The organism is Porticoccaceae bacterium LTM1 (assembly GCA_030252795.1).
GTDB lineage: Bacteria > Pseudomonadota > Gammaproteobacteria > Pseudomonadales > Porticoccaceae > SCSIO-12696.
Genome location: CP127080.1, coordinates 739150 through 758867 on the forward strand (window position 1 = coordinate 739150; position 19718 = coordinate 758867).

The window sequence follows — 19718 nt, forward strand, 5'->3', positions numbered from 1 at the left end:
GAACCATGGATTTCCCTGCTAGGATTAACGGACATCAATCCAGGGCAGGAACTAATAATGAAACACCGTTTGCTCGCGCTGTGCTTGTTTGCAACTTTTCTTTTTTCCGCCGTTGGTGCGCACTCTTCATCAAAAACAGTCAATACCGACGACGTTCCCGAACTCTTGAAACCCTGGGTTCCCTGGGTGTTACACAATCAGGATCAACAGTTTTGCCCGGTGTCTGCTACAGCATTTCAGCAAAAAATATGCCAGTGGCCGGGAGTGTTTTCACTTCAGGTAGGGAGTAAACAGGCAACGTTTCAACAACAGTGGACGGCTTACAGCAAAGGCGAGATTGTCTTGCCCGGCAATACCGATATGTGGCCGGTGGCTGTCACCCTTAATGGCCGCGCGGCGGTGGTGCTGAATCGCAGCAACAGGCCAGTTATTCAGGTGGAAGCTGGTGAATACAACATCGCCGGGACGTTTCGCTGGCAGCAGCGCCCCAATCAACTGCAATTGGCCCCGGATATCGCTCTGGTTCAGATGCAGTTGGATGGAGAAGCCGTGTTGCAGCCGGAAATAGATCGCGCTGGCTCGTTGCGATTGAACAAGGGCAGCACAGTAGCCATTGGTGAGGACTGGCTGAAATTCTCCGTGTCCCGCTTGTTGGTCGATGATGTGCCCACTCGCCTGGAGACGGTGATTGCCCTGGAAGTTGCCGGCAAAGCGAGGGAGCAGATTATTGGCCCGGTGTTAATGGAAGGTTTTCGCCCAATCAATATCGAAAGCAGCTTGCCCGCCAGAATTGAACCGGACGGCACTATTCGAGTGCAGGTGCGTCCCGGGCGCTGGCAGCTCAAGTTGGTGGCGGTTGCACTGTCGCCCCAAAATTCATTTGGATTTTCTCGCACCGACCTCTCCTGGCCGGCTCAGGAATATTGGGCATTTCAAGCTCGGCCAGAGTTGCGGTTGGTCGATATAAAGGGGGCGAACCTTATTGATGGCAGCCGCACCGATATGTATCAGCAGTGGCAATCCCTGCCGACTTACCGGCTGACACCAGATTCCACCCTGGTACTTGAGGAAGTGCGAAGGGGGAGTGCGGCGGACGATTACAATCAACTGAACTTAAGCCGTGAATTGTGGGTAGATTTTGCCGGGGAGCAGTTTCGCTTTCGGGACTTAATAAATGGAAAAATGATTAAAGATTGGCGTATGGATGCGACCTCAGCATTATCACTGGGGCGAGTCGAGATTAATGGCGAAGACCAGTTGCTAACGACTTTGGAGGGCTCGGATCGAGTTGGTGTGGAAGTACGCCAATCCCGACTGAATTTGCTGGCGGAAGGCGAACTGGAAGATAGCTGGACGCTGCCAGCCAATGGCTGGGGTGTCGATATGGACGCCGTCGATACCACCTTAAACTTGCCTCCGGGCTGGCGGGTAATGGCGGTCGTAGGTGCCGATTACAGCAAAGGTGACTGGGTCACTCGCTGGACGCTGTTGGACCTGTTCTTGGTGTTATTGGCTGCGGTTGCGGTGTGGAAGTTGTGGGGTTGGCCAGCCGGTGTGATTGCGCTGCTCGGCCTTGCCCTGAGTTGGCACGAGCCTAATGCGCCTCAGGTGGTGTGGCTGAATTTAATCGCCGCAGCGGCGCTGTGGCGTTTAGCTATTCAGGGGTGGCCAAGGTATCTGGTGAGGGGCTATTGGCTGGCGTCGATTTTGGCACTGGTGGTTGTGGCCGTGCCGTTTGCGGTTCAGCAGGCCAAGTCTGCACTTTATCCGCAGTTGGAGCCGACAGGGTTTGGTGCGGTGTCCAAAATGCGAGCACCATCGCTGGATGAGGGGTTGGAAGAGGTTGTAGTGACGGGTGCGAGAGTACAATCAGCCACTAATTCTAAACAGATACAGGTTATTACTCCAGACGAATTGGAGGGGTTAGCAGCCGGGTCTGGTGTAAATCTTCGCGGCCTTGGCAGTAAGGATGCATTAATTTTGATTAATGGCAGACGTATTGACCCAAATGGTGCGTATGGGGATTTCAAAAGTCTTGCTGATATTCCAACTGACATAATTGCCCGAATCGAAATTCTTAACGAAGGAGCATCAGCTACTTATGGGAACGATGGAGTCGGCGGTGTGGTTAATATCATTACCAAAGACTCGGAGCAGGCACTTGTTCAGCAACACGTTAGTGTACAGACCGGCCTGGGAATTCCCGACTGGAAGTGGCGACAAGTGCACATAGGGTGGAACGGTAAAGTTGCCAGTGATTACAACGTATCGCTGTGGCTGCTGCCGCCCTGGCTGACCAAGGTGATGTTGCTTGCCCAACTGCTGTTGTTGGCTGGCTTGCTGCTGAAATTACTCGGTCTCTCCATTCGAATTCCGCTGCGCAAGGCGTTGCCAGTTATTCCACTGGCACTGACCACGCTGCTATTCAGCGCTCCCGATGCACAGGCGCAATCTGTCGAACCGTCCAGCGAAATACTCAGAGAGCTCAGGCAACGATTGTTGAAAGCACCGGACTGTGCACCCAATTGTGCCCAGCTGGAAAAAGCCCACATCACAATTAAAGGGGATCAGCTAACCGTCGAAATGGTTGCTCATGCGGGCACCGATGTGGCGTTTCCGCTGCCGGCATCGCGCGAAAACTGGCTGCCCCAGCGAGTAGAGTTAGATGGCAAAAGCAGTCATTTATTGACTCATCATCAGGCCTCACTGTGGCTGAATTTATCGCCCGGTGTCCACAGGCTGGTATTGCAGGGCAAGGTGGTTGGTGACGAAATCTCACTGCCTTTCGCGCTTGCCGCGCACGTTGTCGAGGTGACTGCCGATGGTTGGCAGGTGGCTGGTCTCAATCCCAATCAGCAAAATATCAGCCAGATTCAGTTAATTCGCGAACAGGATGAAACGGAGCAACAGGAAAACAAGGTGTCGGGTACCCTGCCATTGGTGGAAGTCCGCCGCAACATCAATATGGGGTTGTTGTGGCAGGTCAGCACTGCGGTTACTCGCAAAAGTGACAGCGCCCAACCGCTGGTATTGAGCATTCCTTTATTGCCGGGCGAGTCTGTGGTCAGTGATCGAACCACGGTTGAGGGCAATAAAGTTCAGGTATCTATGAAGGCCGGTGAAAGCAGAGTGTACTGGCAGTCGGCGCTGGAAATTCAGCCGTCGCTGACCTTAACCGCCCAAAGTGCCGATAGTTGGTATGAGACCTGGCAGGTAAATCCCTCTCCAGACTGGCATCTCGAATATAAAGGGTTGTCGCCGATTTATCAGCAAAACACCGAGCGCTGGGCGCCATTCTGGCAGCCGTGGCAGGGCCAAACCGTCACCCTGGTAAGTACTCGCCCGGAAGGCGTGATCGGTAGCTGGAACACTATCGATAACTCCACCTTGCAGCTGGTACCCAGTGTACGCAGCACCGATGCGACCTTTAGTTGGACGATGCGCAGCAGTCAGGGCGGAAAATACCAGCTGATGGTTCCTGAAGGTGTTCAGGTAAGAGGGGTCACAGTGGATGGGGACTCTCAACCCGTTCGTCAGACAGGTAATATTTTGGAAGTGCCATTAAAGCCGGGAGAGAGCAATTTTAAAATCTCATGGCAACAGCCGCAGGGGGTCGAATTTAGTTACCAAAGCCCTGCTGTAGACCTGCAAATGCCCAGCGTGAATGGCAACACTAAAATTGAATTCCCCGAAAATCGCTGGGTATTGTGGTTATCTGGCCCGAGCATGGGGCCGGCCGTGATGTTTTGGGGTTTGATTCTTGTGCTGGTGATGATCGGTTGGGGGCTGGGGCGCAGCCAATACACGCCATTAAAAAGCTGGCAGTGGATTTTACTGTTGATTGGTTTGAGTCAGGCGCCACTCACCGGCGGCATTATGGTTGTGATCTGGTTGCTGGGCTTGGCTTGGCTCCACAAGCAGCCCAGGCCAGTCAACTGGTTGTGTCTGCTCTATCAAATCGCGATGGTGGTATTGACGATTATCGCGTTGACCTCGCTCTATGCCGGCATTGCACAGGGGTTACTGGATTCACCACAAATGCAGATCGCGGGCAATGACTCGTATTGGTATGACTTCAACTGGTACGCTGATCGAGTGGAAGGGGTGTTGCCCACGGTATCGGTTATTTCCGTGCCCATTTGGGTCTATCGCGTTCTGACGTTACTCTGGGCGCTGTGGATTGCCTTTGCGCTGATCAGTTGGTTGCGCTGGGGCATTAAGGTTTTTCAGGCATATATGCCACACTTTCAAAAGAAGTCTGCCGCCGTGAGTAAAACGACGGAACAGGGGCAACAGCAGACATCAACGGATTGATCGTCACAGAGCGAACTAGGGCCTGCTTGTGTCGCAGGCCCAACCATTTCGAATTTTAGCTATGGGAAAAAACGCTATGAGTGATCACGAAACCGCAAATATCAATTCTGAAGTCAAGCTAAAGCTGCGCAATTTGAGCCGTTCTGATTTTGGTCACATCAAAACCATTATGGATGAAGTGTATGCAGATCTTGGGGGAGCGTTCCCACAACATCAATATCTGACAATGTTGAAAACCTTTCCTGAGGGGCAGATCTGTATTGAAGACAATGGCGTTCCGGTGGCGGCGGCTTTTTCGGTGATTGTCGATTACAACAAATTTGGCGATGAGCACACCTACGACGAAATTACAGGCAATGCCTACTTAACCACTCACGACCCCAATGGCGATGTGCTGTACGGTGTCGATGTGTTTGTGTCGCCAGAATACCGCAATTTGCGCCTGGGCAGGCGCTTGTACGAAGCGCGCAAGGAACTGTGCCAAAGCCTGAACTTGCGCGCTATTTTTGCCGGTGGCCGCATTCCTAATTACAACGAATACGCTGGCGAGATGAGGCCGCAGCAGTATATCGAGGCGGTTCGGCGCAAAGAGATATACGACCCGATTTTGAGTTTTCAATTAGCTAATGATTTTGAGGTGAAGCGGGTATTAAAAGCTTACATGCCGGAGGATAAAGAGTCTCACGGTTATGCCACTTTGCTGGAGTGGTTCAATATTTACTACGAACCGCGCAAACCAAAGCTGTTTGGCAGCCGAAAAAGCACTGCCCGTATAGGCTGTGTGCAGTGGCAAATGCGCGAATTTCACAGTGTCGAAGAAGTGCTCAAACAGGTGGAGTATTTTATTGATGCCTTGTCTGACTACCGTTGCGATGTGGCGGTTTTTCCGGAATTTTTTAACGCGCCATTAATGGGCTTGCAAGAGCATCAGAATTCGGTAGAAGCGATTCGTTACCTGGCGTCGTTCAGTGAAAGCATGCTGGAAGCCATCTCTGCACTGGCGGTGAGTTACAACATCAACGTAGTGGCGGGTTCAATGCCGGTGATCGAAGACGGTGAACTGTACAATGTTGCCTACCTATGTCGCCGCAATGGCACTATCGAATCACAATACAAATTGCACCCGACCCCTCACGAAAAGAAAGACTGGGTAATGAAGGGCGGCAACCACCTGACACTGTTTGAAACCGACTTTGGCCGAGTCGGTATCCTGATTTGCTACGACGTTGAATTTCCGGAACTGGCCCGACTGCTCAGTGATGAAGAGATGGAGATTCTAATCGTCCCGTTCTGGACCGACACCAAAAATGGTTACTTGCGAGTGCGCCGTTGTGCACAGGCTCGAGCCATCGAAAACGAATGTTATGTGGCCATATCCGGCAGTATCGGCAATTTGCCACAGGTGGACAGTGTGGATATTCAGTACGGCCAGACTGCGGTATTTTCCCCTTCTGATTTTGCCTTTCCACACGATGCCATTATGGCGGAAACTACGCCCAATACCGAGATGACTCTGATAGTTGATGTTGATCTGGATAAGCTGCAAATCCTGCAAAACGAGGGGTCGGTACGCAATTATCTGGATCGTAGAAGGGATTTGTACCGGATAGAGTGGATTGGGGATTCGGAGTAGGAAATTAAAGCCATGGAAATTGCGCCAGTAAGTCTGGTCAAGGAGCCTTCTTCAAAAAAGGGTGGAAGGTGAGGAGTTATTTTATTGCAAGCAAAGTATGTCGACTGGTAATAGATCATTCAATGAAGATGATTTAGAGATTTTCTCCATGAAAATTCCCTTTATCGCCGATTAACTGTTGTTTCGTAATCCCTTAGGGTTTTCACCGAAATATTGTTTAATTGCTTGTGTGAAGTTAGAGGCATGTTGAAAACCTGTCATTAAGCTAATTTCAGATAGTGGTAGATCAGTTTCTTCCAGTAGCCGTTTTGCTTCATTCATTCGATATTTTGTTTGATATTCATGAATGGTTTCTCCAAAGCACTCTTTAAAACTTGATGTTAATTTGGATCTGCTAATACCAACCATTTTCGAAAGTTTATCGATGGTGGGGGGCTTTTCTAACTGTGACTCCAGAATGAATTTTGCTTCATGTAACCGATTGAGGTCTCTTTGCTTAATCTTCCCCTTGTGCTCGGAAATATTCAACTCTGGAATAAATCTTGGAAAAGCAGCGCATATCAACTCTTGGGCTTTGGCTTTTATATAGATCACCCTAAGCTCAAGTGGCAGCTTGTCACGGGACTCAATGATCTCTTTTGCAATTTGCATAGTTTTAGTGCAAGACTCAATAGGAAATGAAAGTGGCTTCAATTTTGCTGCTTCAAAAAGGGTTCTAAAGGATCCCGTTGGGGGATTTGTGTTGTAAGGTAGTGAATTCTCAATGTTTGGTACGATACTCAGTGTGACCATCTTTAATGGCAAGTTTGGATGGATGGTATACCCGGTTGACTTTCCACTATTGTTTATATGTACGTGAGCGGTCTCACCAGCATAGACTACATCTTCACCTAGCAAAGAAATTGAACCAGAGTATATGACTCGGATTTTTAGTTTCCACTCTGGTAAGTATTCAAGTTGGTGTGGGGAGTAATACAAGGAATCAGTGATAGACAGTACTATCCCAGGACTAATTTCTATAAAATCCCAATAGCCTTCACCAATTTCTTTAGGAAGATAAGTACGTAAACCGGCGAGAGGGTTAGGTTTGTGGGTTGTGTACAGACTTTTAGCATTTGGGAAAGCCCTATGGCTGTTATCAGATGGATCAGGTCGGCCAATACACGAGTTTAGTTTTTCAATTAAGCCTGTTACAGGTTCGCCAAATATGCGCTCATTTGTGACATTAATATCAAATGAGCTCAATGAATTCTTGAGATGTGTAGTGGACTTTTTCATTAGCAATTATGAATCTGTTCTAAATTGAGAAATCTACTTATGCTAACCCAAATTGGGTCTCGCGAAGAATATAGTTTCCTGATTGTAGCGCTTGGCTTTCTTTGGCTATAAAACGAAGCTATCTAACAGTTAGAATAGCCTAAAATCAACAATACGGCTATTTGATGCTGTTGATTACAATAAAAATGGCCGAATATGTAACTTTTTTGTCCTAATTACAAATTCCAACACTCCTTCTTGAGTTACCCTTTTCTTAGGTTTGAAGATTGTAGCCTCTGTTGCTAATGGATGGTTTCAGTTTAAGCCTTCAAGGCATATGCCGCCCTATATTCATAATAAAAATTACCCGAATGCAATAGTAGGCCTGGTTGCTGGGTAGCCCCTAAATTGACGGAGGATGATATGTGCAAACATTACAAATCTAAAAAGCTTTATGCAGCAATAGCAACCCTTAGTGGAGTGTTTCTGTCGGGAACTTCTATGGCAGAGAATGAAATTGAAGAGGTTCTGGTAACGGCTCAAAAGCGTGAGCAAAAGTTAATGGATGTGCCGTTGTCTATTCAGTCATTTGGTTCTGAGCAACTTGGTGATGCAAGTATCCGAGATGTCAGTGAGCTAATGACGATGGTTCCTGGAGCCTCTGAAGGTATTAGTCTTACAGTGGGTCAGCGTCGGTTTCAGATTCGTGGGATCGAACAAGGTGCAGGTAGTCCAACAGTTGGCTACTACTTTGATGATTCTGCATTTTATGGTTTGGATTTTGCTCCAGTTGGACGAGCATTTGACATGGCGCGTGTGGAAGTGATGCGCGGTCCACAAGGGACGCTATATGGTGGCGGCTCAATGGGGGGGGTTGTACGATATATTCCAAATTCACCAAATTTGAGTTTTGTTGAAGCAAAAGTCAGCACTGGCTTCAATACCTTGCGTGGTGGTGATGGTGGTCAATTCATTGACGCTGCAGTGAGTTTGCCCGTTATAGAGGACACTTTGGGCATTCGATTGGTTGCAAGTAAGGAGAACGTAGGTGGTTATCTTAAAGATGCACTTGGAAATCAAAATGTAAATGATGCTGACATTGAGAATTATCGGGCGAGTGTGCATTGGGAGCCTACTGATGATCTCAGAGTGAAATTTAACTACATGCACAATGTGGTGGATCAAAATGGCGGAACATTAATTTCCAAGCTTGATCCTTCAAATCCTGTGAGCTCTAGTCTCCCTGGTGATATCAATAATATTGAGTTCGACTTGAGCTCTCTCACTTTAGAGTATGGGTTTGGATTTGCTGACTTAAGCAGCACCACTACTTATAGTACTGTGAATAATGACGTTATCATTAGTCTCCCGCTGGGTTTTACCACTGTTACTTCTAGCGTAGTGGGTGATCAGAAAATTTGGAGCAACGAAACTCGATTGACGTCCAATACTGATGGTGTATTTCAGTGGTTAACTGGAGTTTATTATACTGATTTTGAGCAGTCGCTTACGTCAGGTAATGAGTGGGCACCAGAAATTCCTCCTTTCTTTGTAAATAGTTTTTCAAAAACAGTTGATACTTCAAAATCGCTGTCTATTTTTGGTGAATTTTCATGGAATTTAATGGATGGAGAATTGATTCCTTTGGTCGGTGTTCGCTATTTCGAAGAGACGCTGGAAGGGGATAGTGCGATTGCGGCAGGAAGCCCTGATGGTGAAGATTTTGATAGCGTTAATTTCCGCTTTAACTTGTCATGGTTCCCTCAGGAAGGTTCTCATTACTTTATCAATATTGCCGAAGGCTTTAGGTCAGGGGACTTCAATGATCTGGCTACCTGCTCACTGCACCAATTAGCTGGACTTCCCTGTGAGTTGATTTTGGATTCTGATGAGCTGATTAGCTATGAAGTCGGCACGAAGCAAGATTTAATAAATGGGCAGTTACAACTAGATGCCGCCATTTACTATCAGGACTGGCAAGATGCACGTTTTTCCGTGCCGTCCAATGGTTTATTTGCTGATTATGCGGTCGGTGACGCTAAGATTTATGGTGTCGATTTGGGGATGACTTACTCTCCTGAAAGTATTGAAGGATTAACCATGTCGCTAACCGGGAACTGGAATAGTGCTGAGATAGTTTCAGCAAATGATCTGGGTGCTTCCGGAGCTGAAAATGGTGACAGGATTCCATTTGTCCCTAAATGGACCGCTGCGATGTCTACTAGCTATAAATGGGCAGTGAGTGATGTTTGGGCTGGTTTGATCAGTATGACATTTTCTCATATTGATGGCCAATACGGTCAATTCGGAGCGGATGATGCCAGAAAGGGAGATGTCAGAAACCTGTTGCGTGCAAGAATCGGTGCAGAAAATGGAAAATTTGGAGTTTACCTTTACGGTAATAACTTGCTGAATGAACAGGGAGAGATTTTCAATCAGAACCCAGCAGGCGGTGCGCCTCTTTTCACAGAGGATTCCCCTCGCTTGGTTGGGGTTGAGTTCACCTACCAGATTTAACGACCATAGATAATACTTGGCACTCCTTGTGAGTGCCATTTTAACATGTAATAAAGAGGTAAATATGTATAGAATCTGCCAAGCTATAGTGGTCTCTATTTTGATTTCATTGACTGCTAACGCTGAACAGTTTGGAAAAGATCCATTGCAAGCACTGGATCTTTTTGAGCTAGAGTATGCTTCAAGTCCAGAGATTTCTCCTGATGGTGAGCAGGTAGCTTACGTTCGTCACTTCAATGATGTGATGACAGACATGCGTTATACCAACCTCTGGATCGTATCTTCTGATGGCAATGACCATCGACCAATTAGTACGGGCAAGCATCACATATTTAGCCCAGCTTGGTCCCCAGATGGAAAGCGCTTGGCTTACGTCTCAACGGAATCTGGAAGCGCGCAAATATATATGCGTTGGATGGATACTGGCGCAACCACAGCAATTACAAACTTGCCTAAAGCACCTGGGAGTATCAAATGGTCTCCAGACGGTAGCATGATAGCGTTTGCTATGTTCAAGCCAATCAACTCGCCATTAATGATTGGGCAAATGCCAATTCCTCCTGCGGGAGCCAAATGGGCTCCACCTGCAAAAATGACAGATAAGCTGATTTTCCGCTTTAATGGATCTGGTGACCTACCTGATGGTTACACGCAGCTCTATGTGGTTCCCTCTGAAGGTGGAACACCACGTCAGGTAACACATGGTGACTACAATCATGGGGGGTTTATTAGTAGTCCTGCACAGTATTGCTGGTCGCCAGATGGAAATAGCTTGATAGTTTCTGCTAATCGCAATGACAATTGGGAACAAAATTTTTTTCTGACAGATATTTTTGAATTCTCATTGAGTGGTGGTGAACCGAGTCGGCTGACCAATCGTCATGGGGGTGAAAACGAAGTTGCGGTTTCGCCAACTAATAAATATCTAGCCTTTACGGGTCACGATGAAAATTACAAAGCGGCTGAACAGAATCGCCTGTATATAGCAAGCCGCGATGGAAGTAATCTCAAAGTGCTTAGTGCCAAACTTGACCGCCCAGTGTCTTCACCCAGATGGTCTGCAGATGGCAAGTACATATATGTTGTTTATGACAGTGAAGGTGTAACACGTCTAGGACGTTTTGACCTGAACGGAAATTTCACCGAGATGGCCAGGAATCTTGGAACTGGTGATTTCAACTATGGTATGGGCTCTTTCTCTTTAAGTAAAAATAATACCTACACGTACGCCATCAATAAACCTGATGTTTTAGGAGAAGTAGGTGTTGGCCGAAATGGTGGAAAAAGTTCGCAGATAACACACCTTAATGATGACCTGTTCAGTCAGCGAGAGCTTGGTAAAGTTGAAGAAATTTGGTGGAAGTCATCCAAGGATGGCCGAAACATTCAAGGGTGGTTAGTTAAGCCACCGCAGTTTGATCCAGCCAAAAAGTACCCTTTGATACTGGAAATACACGGTGGACCTACGGCCAATTATGGGCCGCGGTTTGATATTGAGAAGCAATTAATGGCTTCGGATGGGTATTTGGTTCTTTATGCCAACCCTCGCGGTAGCAACAGCTATGGTCAGGAATTTGTCGATTTGATAGATCGAGTTTTCCCCGGAGATGAGTATCACGATCTTAATAGTGGTGTTGATGCAGTAATTTCTATGGGATACGTGGATTCAAACCGAGTGTACGTAACTGGAGGAAGTGGCGGCGGAACATTGACGGCCTGGATGATAAGCAATACAGATCGGTTTAAAGCAGCAGTTTCGTTCTATCCGGTTATAAACTGGGAAAGTTTTGTATTTACCGCGGATATGTCCGCACATTACCTCAGTCATTGGATGCCAGGTCTGCCTTGGGAGCATCGGGATAATTATGAAAAACGCTCTATATTAAGTGCCTCTGGAAATGTGAAAACGCCCACTTTGATAATGACAGGAGAGGAAGATTGGCGGACACCAATGTCTGAGTCCGAGCAATACTACAAGGCATTAAAGTTGCAGGGTGTTGAATCAGTGCTGGTACGAGTTCCAGGCGAAGGTCATGGAATATTCGCTCGACCGAGCCACCATCTTTCAAAAATGACCACTCTATTGGGATGGTTTAAAAAGCACAGCGAATAATAAGAGATTGCAGAGAAATATTTCACATGAAAGAGTTGCGTGCATTAGATCACTTTGTAGTTGTAGGTCAGGAAATGGAAAAACGTATAGAGGCATTTCGGGATCTAGGGTTTTATGTTGGGCCCATTGAAAGTCATCTGGAGTTGGGTTCCAAAAATTGCATTATACATTTTGCAAATACCTATCTGGAGTTGGTTGACTTCGGGGAGGCGGCTAGCTGGCTAAGTGATCCCTATGGAAAATTTATTGAATCCTGTCAATCTGGAATTGCACATATTAGCTTGCGGACATGTGATATAGATCTTGCCAGGAAGAGTGCTGAAAATCAGGGATTAAACCCTGATAAGATTATTTATGCTCGCCGCAAGGTGACCCACCCAGATGGTCAGGAAGATGAAACTGATAGTGCCTGTTTTTATGCCTGGCGTGATGATAACCCGTACTTATCAGTTTTTTTGTCAGAACACAGAAAGCCTGAGACCATATTTGTGGAGGAATATTCGAATCACGCTAACACGGCAACTGACGTGGTAAGGTTGGTCTATATGTCTGTGGATCCCGCTTCAGATATACATTATTTCTCTAAGCAATTTGGGAAAGATCCAGATGAAGTAAGTTCAGATGGCTTCAAAATTGTCGGATCTCGTGGCGAAATCACGGAAGTGTTGACACCAATGGCAGCAGTCAGGCGGTACGGTGGAAATATTTTAAGAGATTCGCCTCAACCTCTAAACGGTTTTTGCGTTGCCATTCACATGGCGGTTCGTTCTGATTCTCAAGTAAGAATGGTGTTGGATGAAAACCAAAAAAAATATTCAGATCATGATGGTTATCTGATTATTCCATCATCAGAATCTTGTGGGTTTGCAATGGTCTTTGAGCATTCGTCAGTTACATAGTCTGTGCGCTATTAAAGACTTAGGTGTTTGTATTTATTTATAAATGAGACATTTGGGTGATTTTTCCTGGGTGTCTTATTTGAGATATCCAAGAATAAACCGTCATTAATCTTATGGAATTCAATTTGATTTATTGAAAGGTGTTTTCGGGAGTTTAAGTAGATGTTCAGGTTTTTGGGCTGGCGAAGTTTCTCAAAAAAAATATGGAACTTAATTGTAATCGGCTTAAGTATATTTTATGGGGTAACTTTATCAATGGCAGTATCCGCAGATGAGGAAGGTGTAGTCGCAAAAGTCATACCCTTTGAAAAGGGTAAGTACCAGGTGAAAGTGGAGCGTAGCCATTTTGTTACAATGAGAGATGGTGTACGTCTTTCGACGGATTTGTATTTTCCCGTTGGTTTCAAGGGAAAGTTGCCTGTTATTCTTGAGCGCACTCCATACGATAAGGCCACAAAGCGAAATGCTGATCCAAATGATCCAATAAATCATACAAATCAAGCGTATTACTTCGCAAGTCATGGCTATGTATTTGCTATTCAAGATCGTCGGGGTAAATATGAATCAGAAGGGGAGTACTTGGTTCTCAATAATGATGTAGAGGATGCTGAGGATACATTTAACTGGCTTGATCAACAACCTTGGTTTAGTGGTAAGGCAAGTATGATAGGTTGCTCTATTCCAGGTGCCAACCAGATAAAAGCTGCTCAAACCCTTCACCCATCACTTGCGTCTATCTTGCCACAGTCTGCAGCGACTGGTCATGGTTCCGCCGGTGGGACCATGGCTAAGTTCTGGCTGCGTGGGGGCGCACGTAACCTTACTATTGCGCAATGGGCTCATGTAAGAGGAGCGAAGTTATTCTATCGGCCATCAAAAAAATTAAGTCGTGAGGAATTTTTGAAAATAGCAGATAAGTATGAGCCTCGTCCAAAGGCTGATAGCTATGAAGGGGTTTTTAAAACCCCCGAAGCTACTAAGCGATTTACATATGATGCAATGATGGTATTGCCAATTGTTGATATACCAAAATTTATGAATTCTCTAGATTCTGATTGGTACGATTTGGCTACAAAAGAACCAATGGACCCTTGGTGGGATGGCGGAAATTATTTGGAGGACGATACCAAAGTCAATGCTGCGGCTTTACATGTAAATTCCTGGCACGATTATGGTATTAATGAAACTCTATTGCAATACCAGCATTTCAGTAAGAAATCTGTTACTAAATATTCTCGTGATAATCAGTTTGTAATTATTTCTCCACTTGGACATTGCAGGATTGAATCAGTGTCATCTAATACTGTTACAGGTGAGCGGAATGTCGGTGATGCCAGAAAGGATATATGGGGTACTTATCTGCGTTGGTGGGACTACACCCTAAAAGGAATTGATAATGGATTTGATAGGGAGCCAAAAATTCAATACTACGTTCCTGGTTTAAATAAATGGAAATCTTCGAATGTCTGGCCTATAGCGGGTACAAAGAAAACAAAACTATATTTAACAAGTGATGGTGCGGCCAATAATAACTTTACGAGTGGAAAACTCATATTTGAAAAGCCAGATAAGACTGGATATGACAGTTATGTGTATGATCCAGCCGACCCGGTTTTCTATATGAATGACTCGGTTCTTTCTGGAAGCTTTGATATGAGCCATAAAGAGGAGCGAGAAGATATACTGGTTTATACGAGTGAACCACTTGATAAAGGTATTGAAATGACAGGGAAAATTAGGGCGAAAATATTCCTGTCTACAGATGTTCCTGATACAGACTTGGCTGTAAAGATTATGGACGTATACCCTGACGGTCGGGCATATGCTCTACAAGAGGGTTTCCTTCGATTACGGTATCGTGAAGGTTTTGATAAAAAAGTTCTATTGATGCCGGGAAAGATCTATGAGATTGACTTGGATATGCTGGTTTATAGTAACTACTTTATGCCTGGACATAAGATCAGGATTGATGTTACCAGTTCAAGCATGCCTACCTATAATCGTAACTTGAATACAGGCGGAGATAATTCCTTGGATGCTGATTTTCAAAAGGCTAATGTCACTATTCATCATGGTGGTGAGTACTCATCCTATATTGAATTGCCATTCATCGAATACAGTGGTGAGCAATGATACAAGAATTGTTAGGGTTGGGTGGTTTGTATGAGTGAAGATGTACCCATATAAGAGTTGGTGTAAATATTCTGTAGTAATAATGTAATTAATAAATATTTCAGTAATCTTTATATCTCCGTCTGGTTTTTATAATGGTAAATAGAGTTGTGATTTCTATGTTGAATGTTTATATGTGCAACATAATGGTTGTTCAGAAATTTAACAATTTTAAACAAATTATACATAAATTATTCTTGCCAATTATTGCGTACTTATTTATTGCAAATATAGCTCTGGCTGGAGAGGTGATATCTGCGTCATCTGAAAAATTATTTAAAAAAGGTCCGTATGCGGTAAGAGTAGAGCGTAGTCATCTAATAGAAATGCGCGACGGAGTCAGGTTGTCAACTGATCTATATTTTCCTATTGATTACGCGGGGAAGCTGCCCGTAATCCTTGAAAGAACACCGTACAATAAGGCCGTACAGAGAAACTCTGACCCAAATGCAAAAATTTCCTATCTGAATAAAGCCTATTATTACGCTAGCCACGGCTATGTTTTTGCAATTCAAGATCGTCGCGGGAAATTTGAATCTGAAGGTGAGTACTCTCTTGGAAATAATGACATAGATGATGCTTCTGATACGCTTGATTGGTTTGAAAGACAAAGTTGGTATAACGGTCGAGCAGGGATGACAGGTTGCTCCATACCTGGAGGGAATGTAATTCGTGGTGCTATGAGCCAGCATGAGTCACTTAAGGGGTTGTTGCCGCAGTCAGCCTCATTTGGTCATGGGACCGAAGGTGGATCAATGGGGCGGGCGGGCTCTCGAGGGGGAGTGCCTAATATGTTTATGCCTCTATGGGCACACAATTATGGTTCGACATTATTCTATCGGCCCTCAAAACGACTGGATCGAAGTCAGTTTCTAAAATTGGTGGATTTTTACGATCCGGCCCCAAAAGTAAAACCCTTGAGCTCATTTTTTGATCCCGAAACCCATGAAATGACTAAGGAAACGATTGATGTTTTAATGCATTTGCCTGCGGTTGAAATAGACGAGATATTGAACTCTCCACCAAATGAATGGGAAGGATTTGCAGCAAGTGAACCATTAGGGGAGTTCTGGGAAAAAGGTGACTATCTGGATGATGGTGATTCTGTTGATGGCGCAGCGCTTCATATCAACTCATGGCATGATCATGGAGTAAATGAAACCTTTCTACAATTCAAATATTTTTCTGAATATGCCAAATCAAACTGGGCTAAAGAAAATCAGTACATAATTATTGGTCCAATGTCCCACTGCAATTTCGAGAGCGTTAGCTCGGAAACAATCACCGGCGAGAGAAATGTCGGAGATGCTAGTTTCCCTGCTTGGGATACCTATTTACGCTGGTGGGACTATACGCTTAAGCAGAAAGGTAATAGTTTTGGGGGTTATCCTCGGGTTCAATATTATCTTCCAGGCGCTAATGAATGGCGTCAATCAAGTGAGTGGCCGATTCCAGGTACAAAATACACAAACATGTATTTATCCAGTGAGCAAGGTGCTAACTCCATTGAGGGAGATGGGCTGCTTTCGTGGTCAATTCCTATACGCAGTGGTGTAGATGAATACGCTTATGATCCGGGTAATCCAGTAAATATTTATGCTAAAGCCGTCCATAAGGGTTCGTCGGATCACTCGAGCATAGAAGATCGAAAAGATATTCTTGTCTATACTTCGGAGCCATTGAGTGATTCCGTTGAAATGACTGGAAAAATTCGAGCCAAGCTTTGGATATCTACCGATGTTCCGGATACTGATGTAGTGGTCAGGCTCCTCGATGTCTATCCTGATGGAAGATCTTTTGGGATTCAGGAAAGTATCTTAAGGTTACGATACAGGGACGGGCCAGATCATTCCGTGTTTATGAAGCCTGGGGAAGTGTATCCAGTTGATGTTGACATGCTTGTAGGTGCCAACCTTTTCAAAGAAGGTCACAAGATTCGTGTTCATATCACTAGCTCAAGCTTTCCAACATTTATGCGTAACTTGAACACTGGAGGGGACAATGCACGAGATACGGAATATAAGACAGCGAATATCAAGATTCATTTTGGCCCAGAAACACCATCTTATATTCAACTGCCAACATTAACTGTAGGCACTAATACCTTAGAGCAAAATAATGAGTCCATTGAATAAAACAGGTCTAAAACCTCACCAATTCTTTACTGTAGCCGTAGGTGCATCAATTGGAGTTGGATGGATTCCCTTGTATGGTGCTTGGTTAACTAATGCCGGTTCCTTAGGTGTAGCAGTCGCATTTCTTTTAGGGGCGCTGCTGATGGTGTTTGTTGCAAAAGGATACATTGCAGTAGCATCCCGACTGTCGGAGTCTGGTGGCGAAACAATGTATGCCTATACAATTCTTGGGAAGAAAATAGGGTTTTTTACTGGATGGTTTCTTGCATTTACTTATCTTGCGGTGTGCGTTTTCGAAGCTTTGTCTATTGCTCTATTTAGTGCTGAGTTATTGCCAAACCTTTCTGGGTCTGTGCTTTATAGTATCTTGGGTCATGATGTTCGGGTTGGAACCTTGGCAATAAGTATCATTAGTACTGCTTTTATGATGTTTTTGCATGTGCGTGGAATACAAACTGCTGCAATTTTTCAGGATATATTAACGTTTTTGTTGTTAGCTTTTTCTCTAATTTTTATTATTTTGGGGTTGTCTACAGGCGTGGTTGGAAATTTGAATCCGATGTTTGTATATCAAGAGTCTGGTTGGCGGCTAGGAGGTATGGTCTCAGTATTTGCTGCAGCTCCACTTTTAATTTCTGGCTTTAATTTCTCTGTGCAAATAATTGGAGATCGTGCTGATGGAGTTGGTGTGGCGTCTGTAGCTAAATCTCTATTTATCGCTATTTTGGCTGTGGGGATATTCTATGTGGGGTTGTTTGTTGCAGCAGCGATGTCATTACCAAGAGAGGTTCTGATCAGTGCGGACCTGCCTGTTGCAGCAGCTTTTGTTGAGGTTTTTGGGTCTGAAAGATTTGGAGATATAATTTTTCTGGTTGCAATTCTCGGTCTTTTTACTACGTGGAATGCTGTTCTCCTTGGGCTTAATAAAATTTTAGCTGTGCTCAGTATCAATGGGGATATTCCCAAGATTTTTTCTTCAAAATCAAATCAGCATGACACTTACCAGGCGTCGATCCAAATTGTTAGCTTGCTCACAATAGTTGGTGTTCTGGGTGGGCAGGGAATGCTGACATTGATTATTGGCTCTGCTTCAGTGACTATGACCGCTGCTTATTGTGTGGTCATGGTGTGTGCAATTACTTTGTGTAGATGGAGTGGTGAGAAATGTTCAATTTCACTTTGCGTATCCTTCTGCATAGCCTTTGCTTTGTTCTTAATTGCTGTCACTGAACCTTTTTTTGTCAATCCTACAATCCACTTACCAATCACCTGGTCAGGTATATTGGTCTGGTGTGGGCTTGGAGTAATACTTTGGCTTTCTAGCCGTTTTTCTGAGCATGCTACCCTCAATGCGGGCAGTGTATCCGATCACCTGGTTGGAAAAAAAACTTTATATATCGGGAAGAGTGAAATTGTGTCTAAGGGGAATAAGGTATGAATTTGCCTATTCTCCAAGGGCGTCACATATATGGCGGGGCATCCTCGAGTTTAATCGTAGATGGACAGAAGTTTGTAAATTTTGCTGGCTGTAACTATCTGGCCTTGTTCCAGAGGAATGAGCTACAAGAGGCAGCAAGGTTGTCATTGGACTCTAAAGATAATTTTGCAAAATTCCTGCCAGCCTCGTATGGAGGTATTGATCCTGCATTTGAAGAGGTTGAGCAAGAGGCGGCTAGATTTTTTGGTACTGAATCGTCGGTTTATTTACCCTCAGGTTATCATCTCGGGATTGCTGGAGTGGGTGGGTTATCGGAATTGTATGATGAAATTGTAATAGATAAATACGCTCACTGGTGCTTACAAGATGCTGCAAAGTTGAGTGGTCGACCGATCCATACATTTGATCACCAAGATATAGAATCATTAGAAAGGATTGTTCGAAGCTTGCGTGATGGAGTTAAGCCTTTACTTCTATGTGACGGAATTTCTGCCAGTTCGGGTTGCCTTCCTCCGCTAGATGTTTATGCAGAAATTATCTCAAAAAGAAATGGTTGGATTTTTGTGGATGAGTCTCATGCTGCAGGGGTGTTAGGTGATACTGGGCGAGGGTCAGTACAACATTTTGGGGTTGAGAGTCGCGCTTTTATTGCTACCACCTTGAGCAAGGCATTTGGTGCTCTTGGATCTGTCTTTTTAGGGCCAAGTGAAATTGTTGAAAAGGCCAGAAAGGTCCCTGCGGTTAGAGGATCTAACCCTGGTTCGCCTCTTGCAGCTAGAGTGGCTACGGCTGCTTTAAAGTTAGTAGGTGAAAATCCCGGAATGTGCGATTCGTTACGAAAACTTTCAGAACAATTTCGGATCAAGTTATTGGCAGCTGGCATTGAGTGCCCGAAATCACCGTCGGCAATCGTTTCATTTAAGCTGGAAACCGCAGAAAAAATGAGAGGACTGCAAAAAGCTCTTTTCGACGATCAAATATACGTTCTATATTCTGATTATATTGGGGTGGACTCGGAAGGCTTAATTAGAGCGTCTGTTTTTTCTGATCATTCGTTATCTGATTTAGATCGATTTGTACAGGTCACTACTGATTTCGTATCCAGAGTATGTGGTTAACCTGAGTTCTCGATTATTATTGAAGTTAATCAAGAAACACTGAATTAAATAGGACTTTTTGTCGTCCGATTTTTCTTTCCTATAAGTGGGCCGGATATCTGGAGTAAGAAAGAGTAATCAAA

The 19718-nt window shown here is 44.8% G+C and carries 10 protein-coding genes; 9 read left to right on the forward strand and 1 reads right to left on the reverse strand.

What is annotated here, in order from left to right; genetic code table 11:
* Positions 1-57: 57 nt before the first annotated feature.
* Positions 58-4314, forward strand: a complete 4257-nt coding sequence (locus QP938_03355) for a TonB-dependent receptor plug domain-containing protein (GenBank protein WIO74954.1) — start codon at positions 58-60, stop codon at positions 4312-4314.
* Positions 4315-4390: 76 nt separating this feature from the next.
* A complete protein-coding gene (locus QP938_03360; GenBank protein ID WIO74955.1) occupies positions 4391-5947 on the forward strand; it encodes a bifunctional GNAT family N-acetyltransferase/carbon-nitrogen hydrolase family protein in 1557 nt (518 codons plus the stop codon).
* Between the two features lie 171 nt (positions 5948-6118).
* Here the strand turns inward: QP938_03360 and QP938_03365 are convergent, their stop codons facing one another.
* Complete coding sequence (locus QP938_03365; protein ID WIO74956.1) at positions 6119-7192, reverse strand: AraC family transcriptional regulator; 1074 nt, start codon at positions 7190-7192, stop codon at positions 6119-6121.
* Positions 7193-7705: 513 nt separating this feature from the next.
* Between QP938_03365 and QP938_03370 the strand changes: the two genes are divergently transcribed.
* The 7 genes from QP938_03370 to QP938_03400 all read left to right on the forward strand — a co-directional run bounded on the left by QP938_03370 (position 7706) and on the right by QP938_03400 (position 19596).
* Complete coding sequence (locus QP938_03370; protein WIO74957.1) at positions 7706-9721, forward strand: TonB-dependent receptor; 2016 nt, start codon at positions 7706-7708, stop codon at positions 9719-9721.
* A 64-nt stretch (positions 9722-9785) separates the two neighbouring features.
* On the forward strand, positions 9786-11834 hold the full coding sequence (locus QP938_03375) for a S9 family peptidase (GenBank protein WIO74958.1): 2049 nt from the start codon (positions 9786-9788) through the stop codon (positions 11832-11834).
* Between the two features lie 26 nt (positions 11835-11860).
* The gene (locus QP938_03380) at positions 11861-12733 is read left to right on the forward strand and encodes a VOC family protein (GenBank protein WIO74959.1); all 873 of its coding nucleotides are present in this window, start codon (positions 11861-11863) and stop codon (positions 12731-12733) included.
* Between the two features lie 162 nt (positions 12734-12895).
* Positions 12896-14866 carry a CocE/NonD family hydrolase gene (locus tag QP938_03385; GenBank protein WIO74960.1) on the forward strand — a complete coding sequence of 657 codons (1971 nt, stop codon included), beginning with the start codon at positions 12896-12898 and terminating at the stop codon, positions 14864-14866.
* Positions 14867-15000: 134 nt separating this feature from the next.
* Entirely contained in the window at positions 15001-17040 is a 2040-nt protein-coding gene (locus QP938_03390) for a CocE/NonD family hydrolase (protein ID WIO74961.1), read from the forward strand.
* Complete coding sequence (locus QP938_03395; protein WIO74962.1) at positions 17024-18478, forward strand: APC family permease; 1455 nt, start codon at positions 17024-17026, stop codon at positions 18476-18478. The genes QP938_03390 and QP938_03395 overlap by 17 nt, the downstream gene beginning before the upstream one ends.
* Positions 18475-19596, forward strand: coding sequence for a pyridoxal phosphate-dependent aminotransferase family protein (locus QP938_03400; protein ID WIO74963.1), 1122 nt, complete (start codon positions 18475-18477; stop codon positions 19594-19596). Before QP938_03395 ends, QP938_03400 begins: the two co-directional genes overlap by 4 nt.
* Positions 19597-19718: the final 122 nt, after the last annotated feature.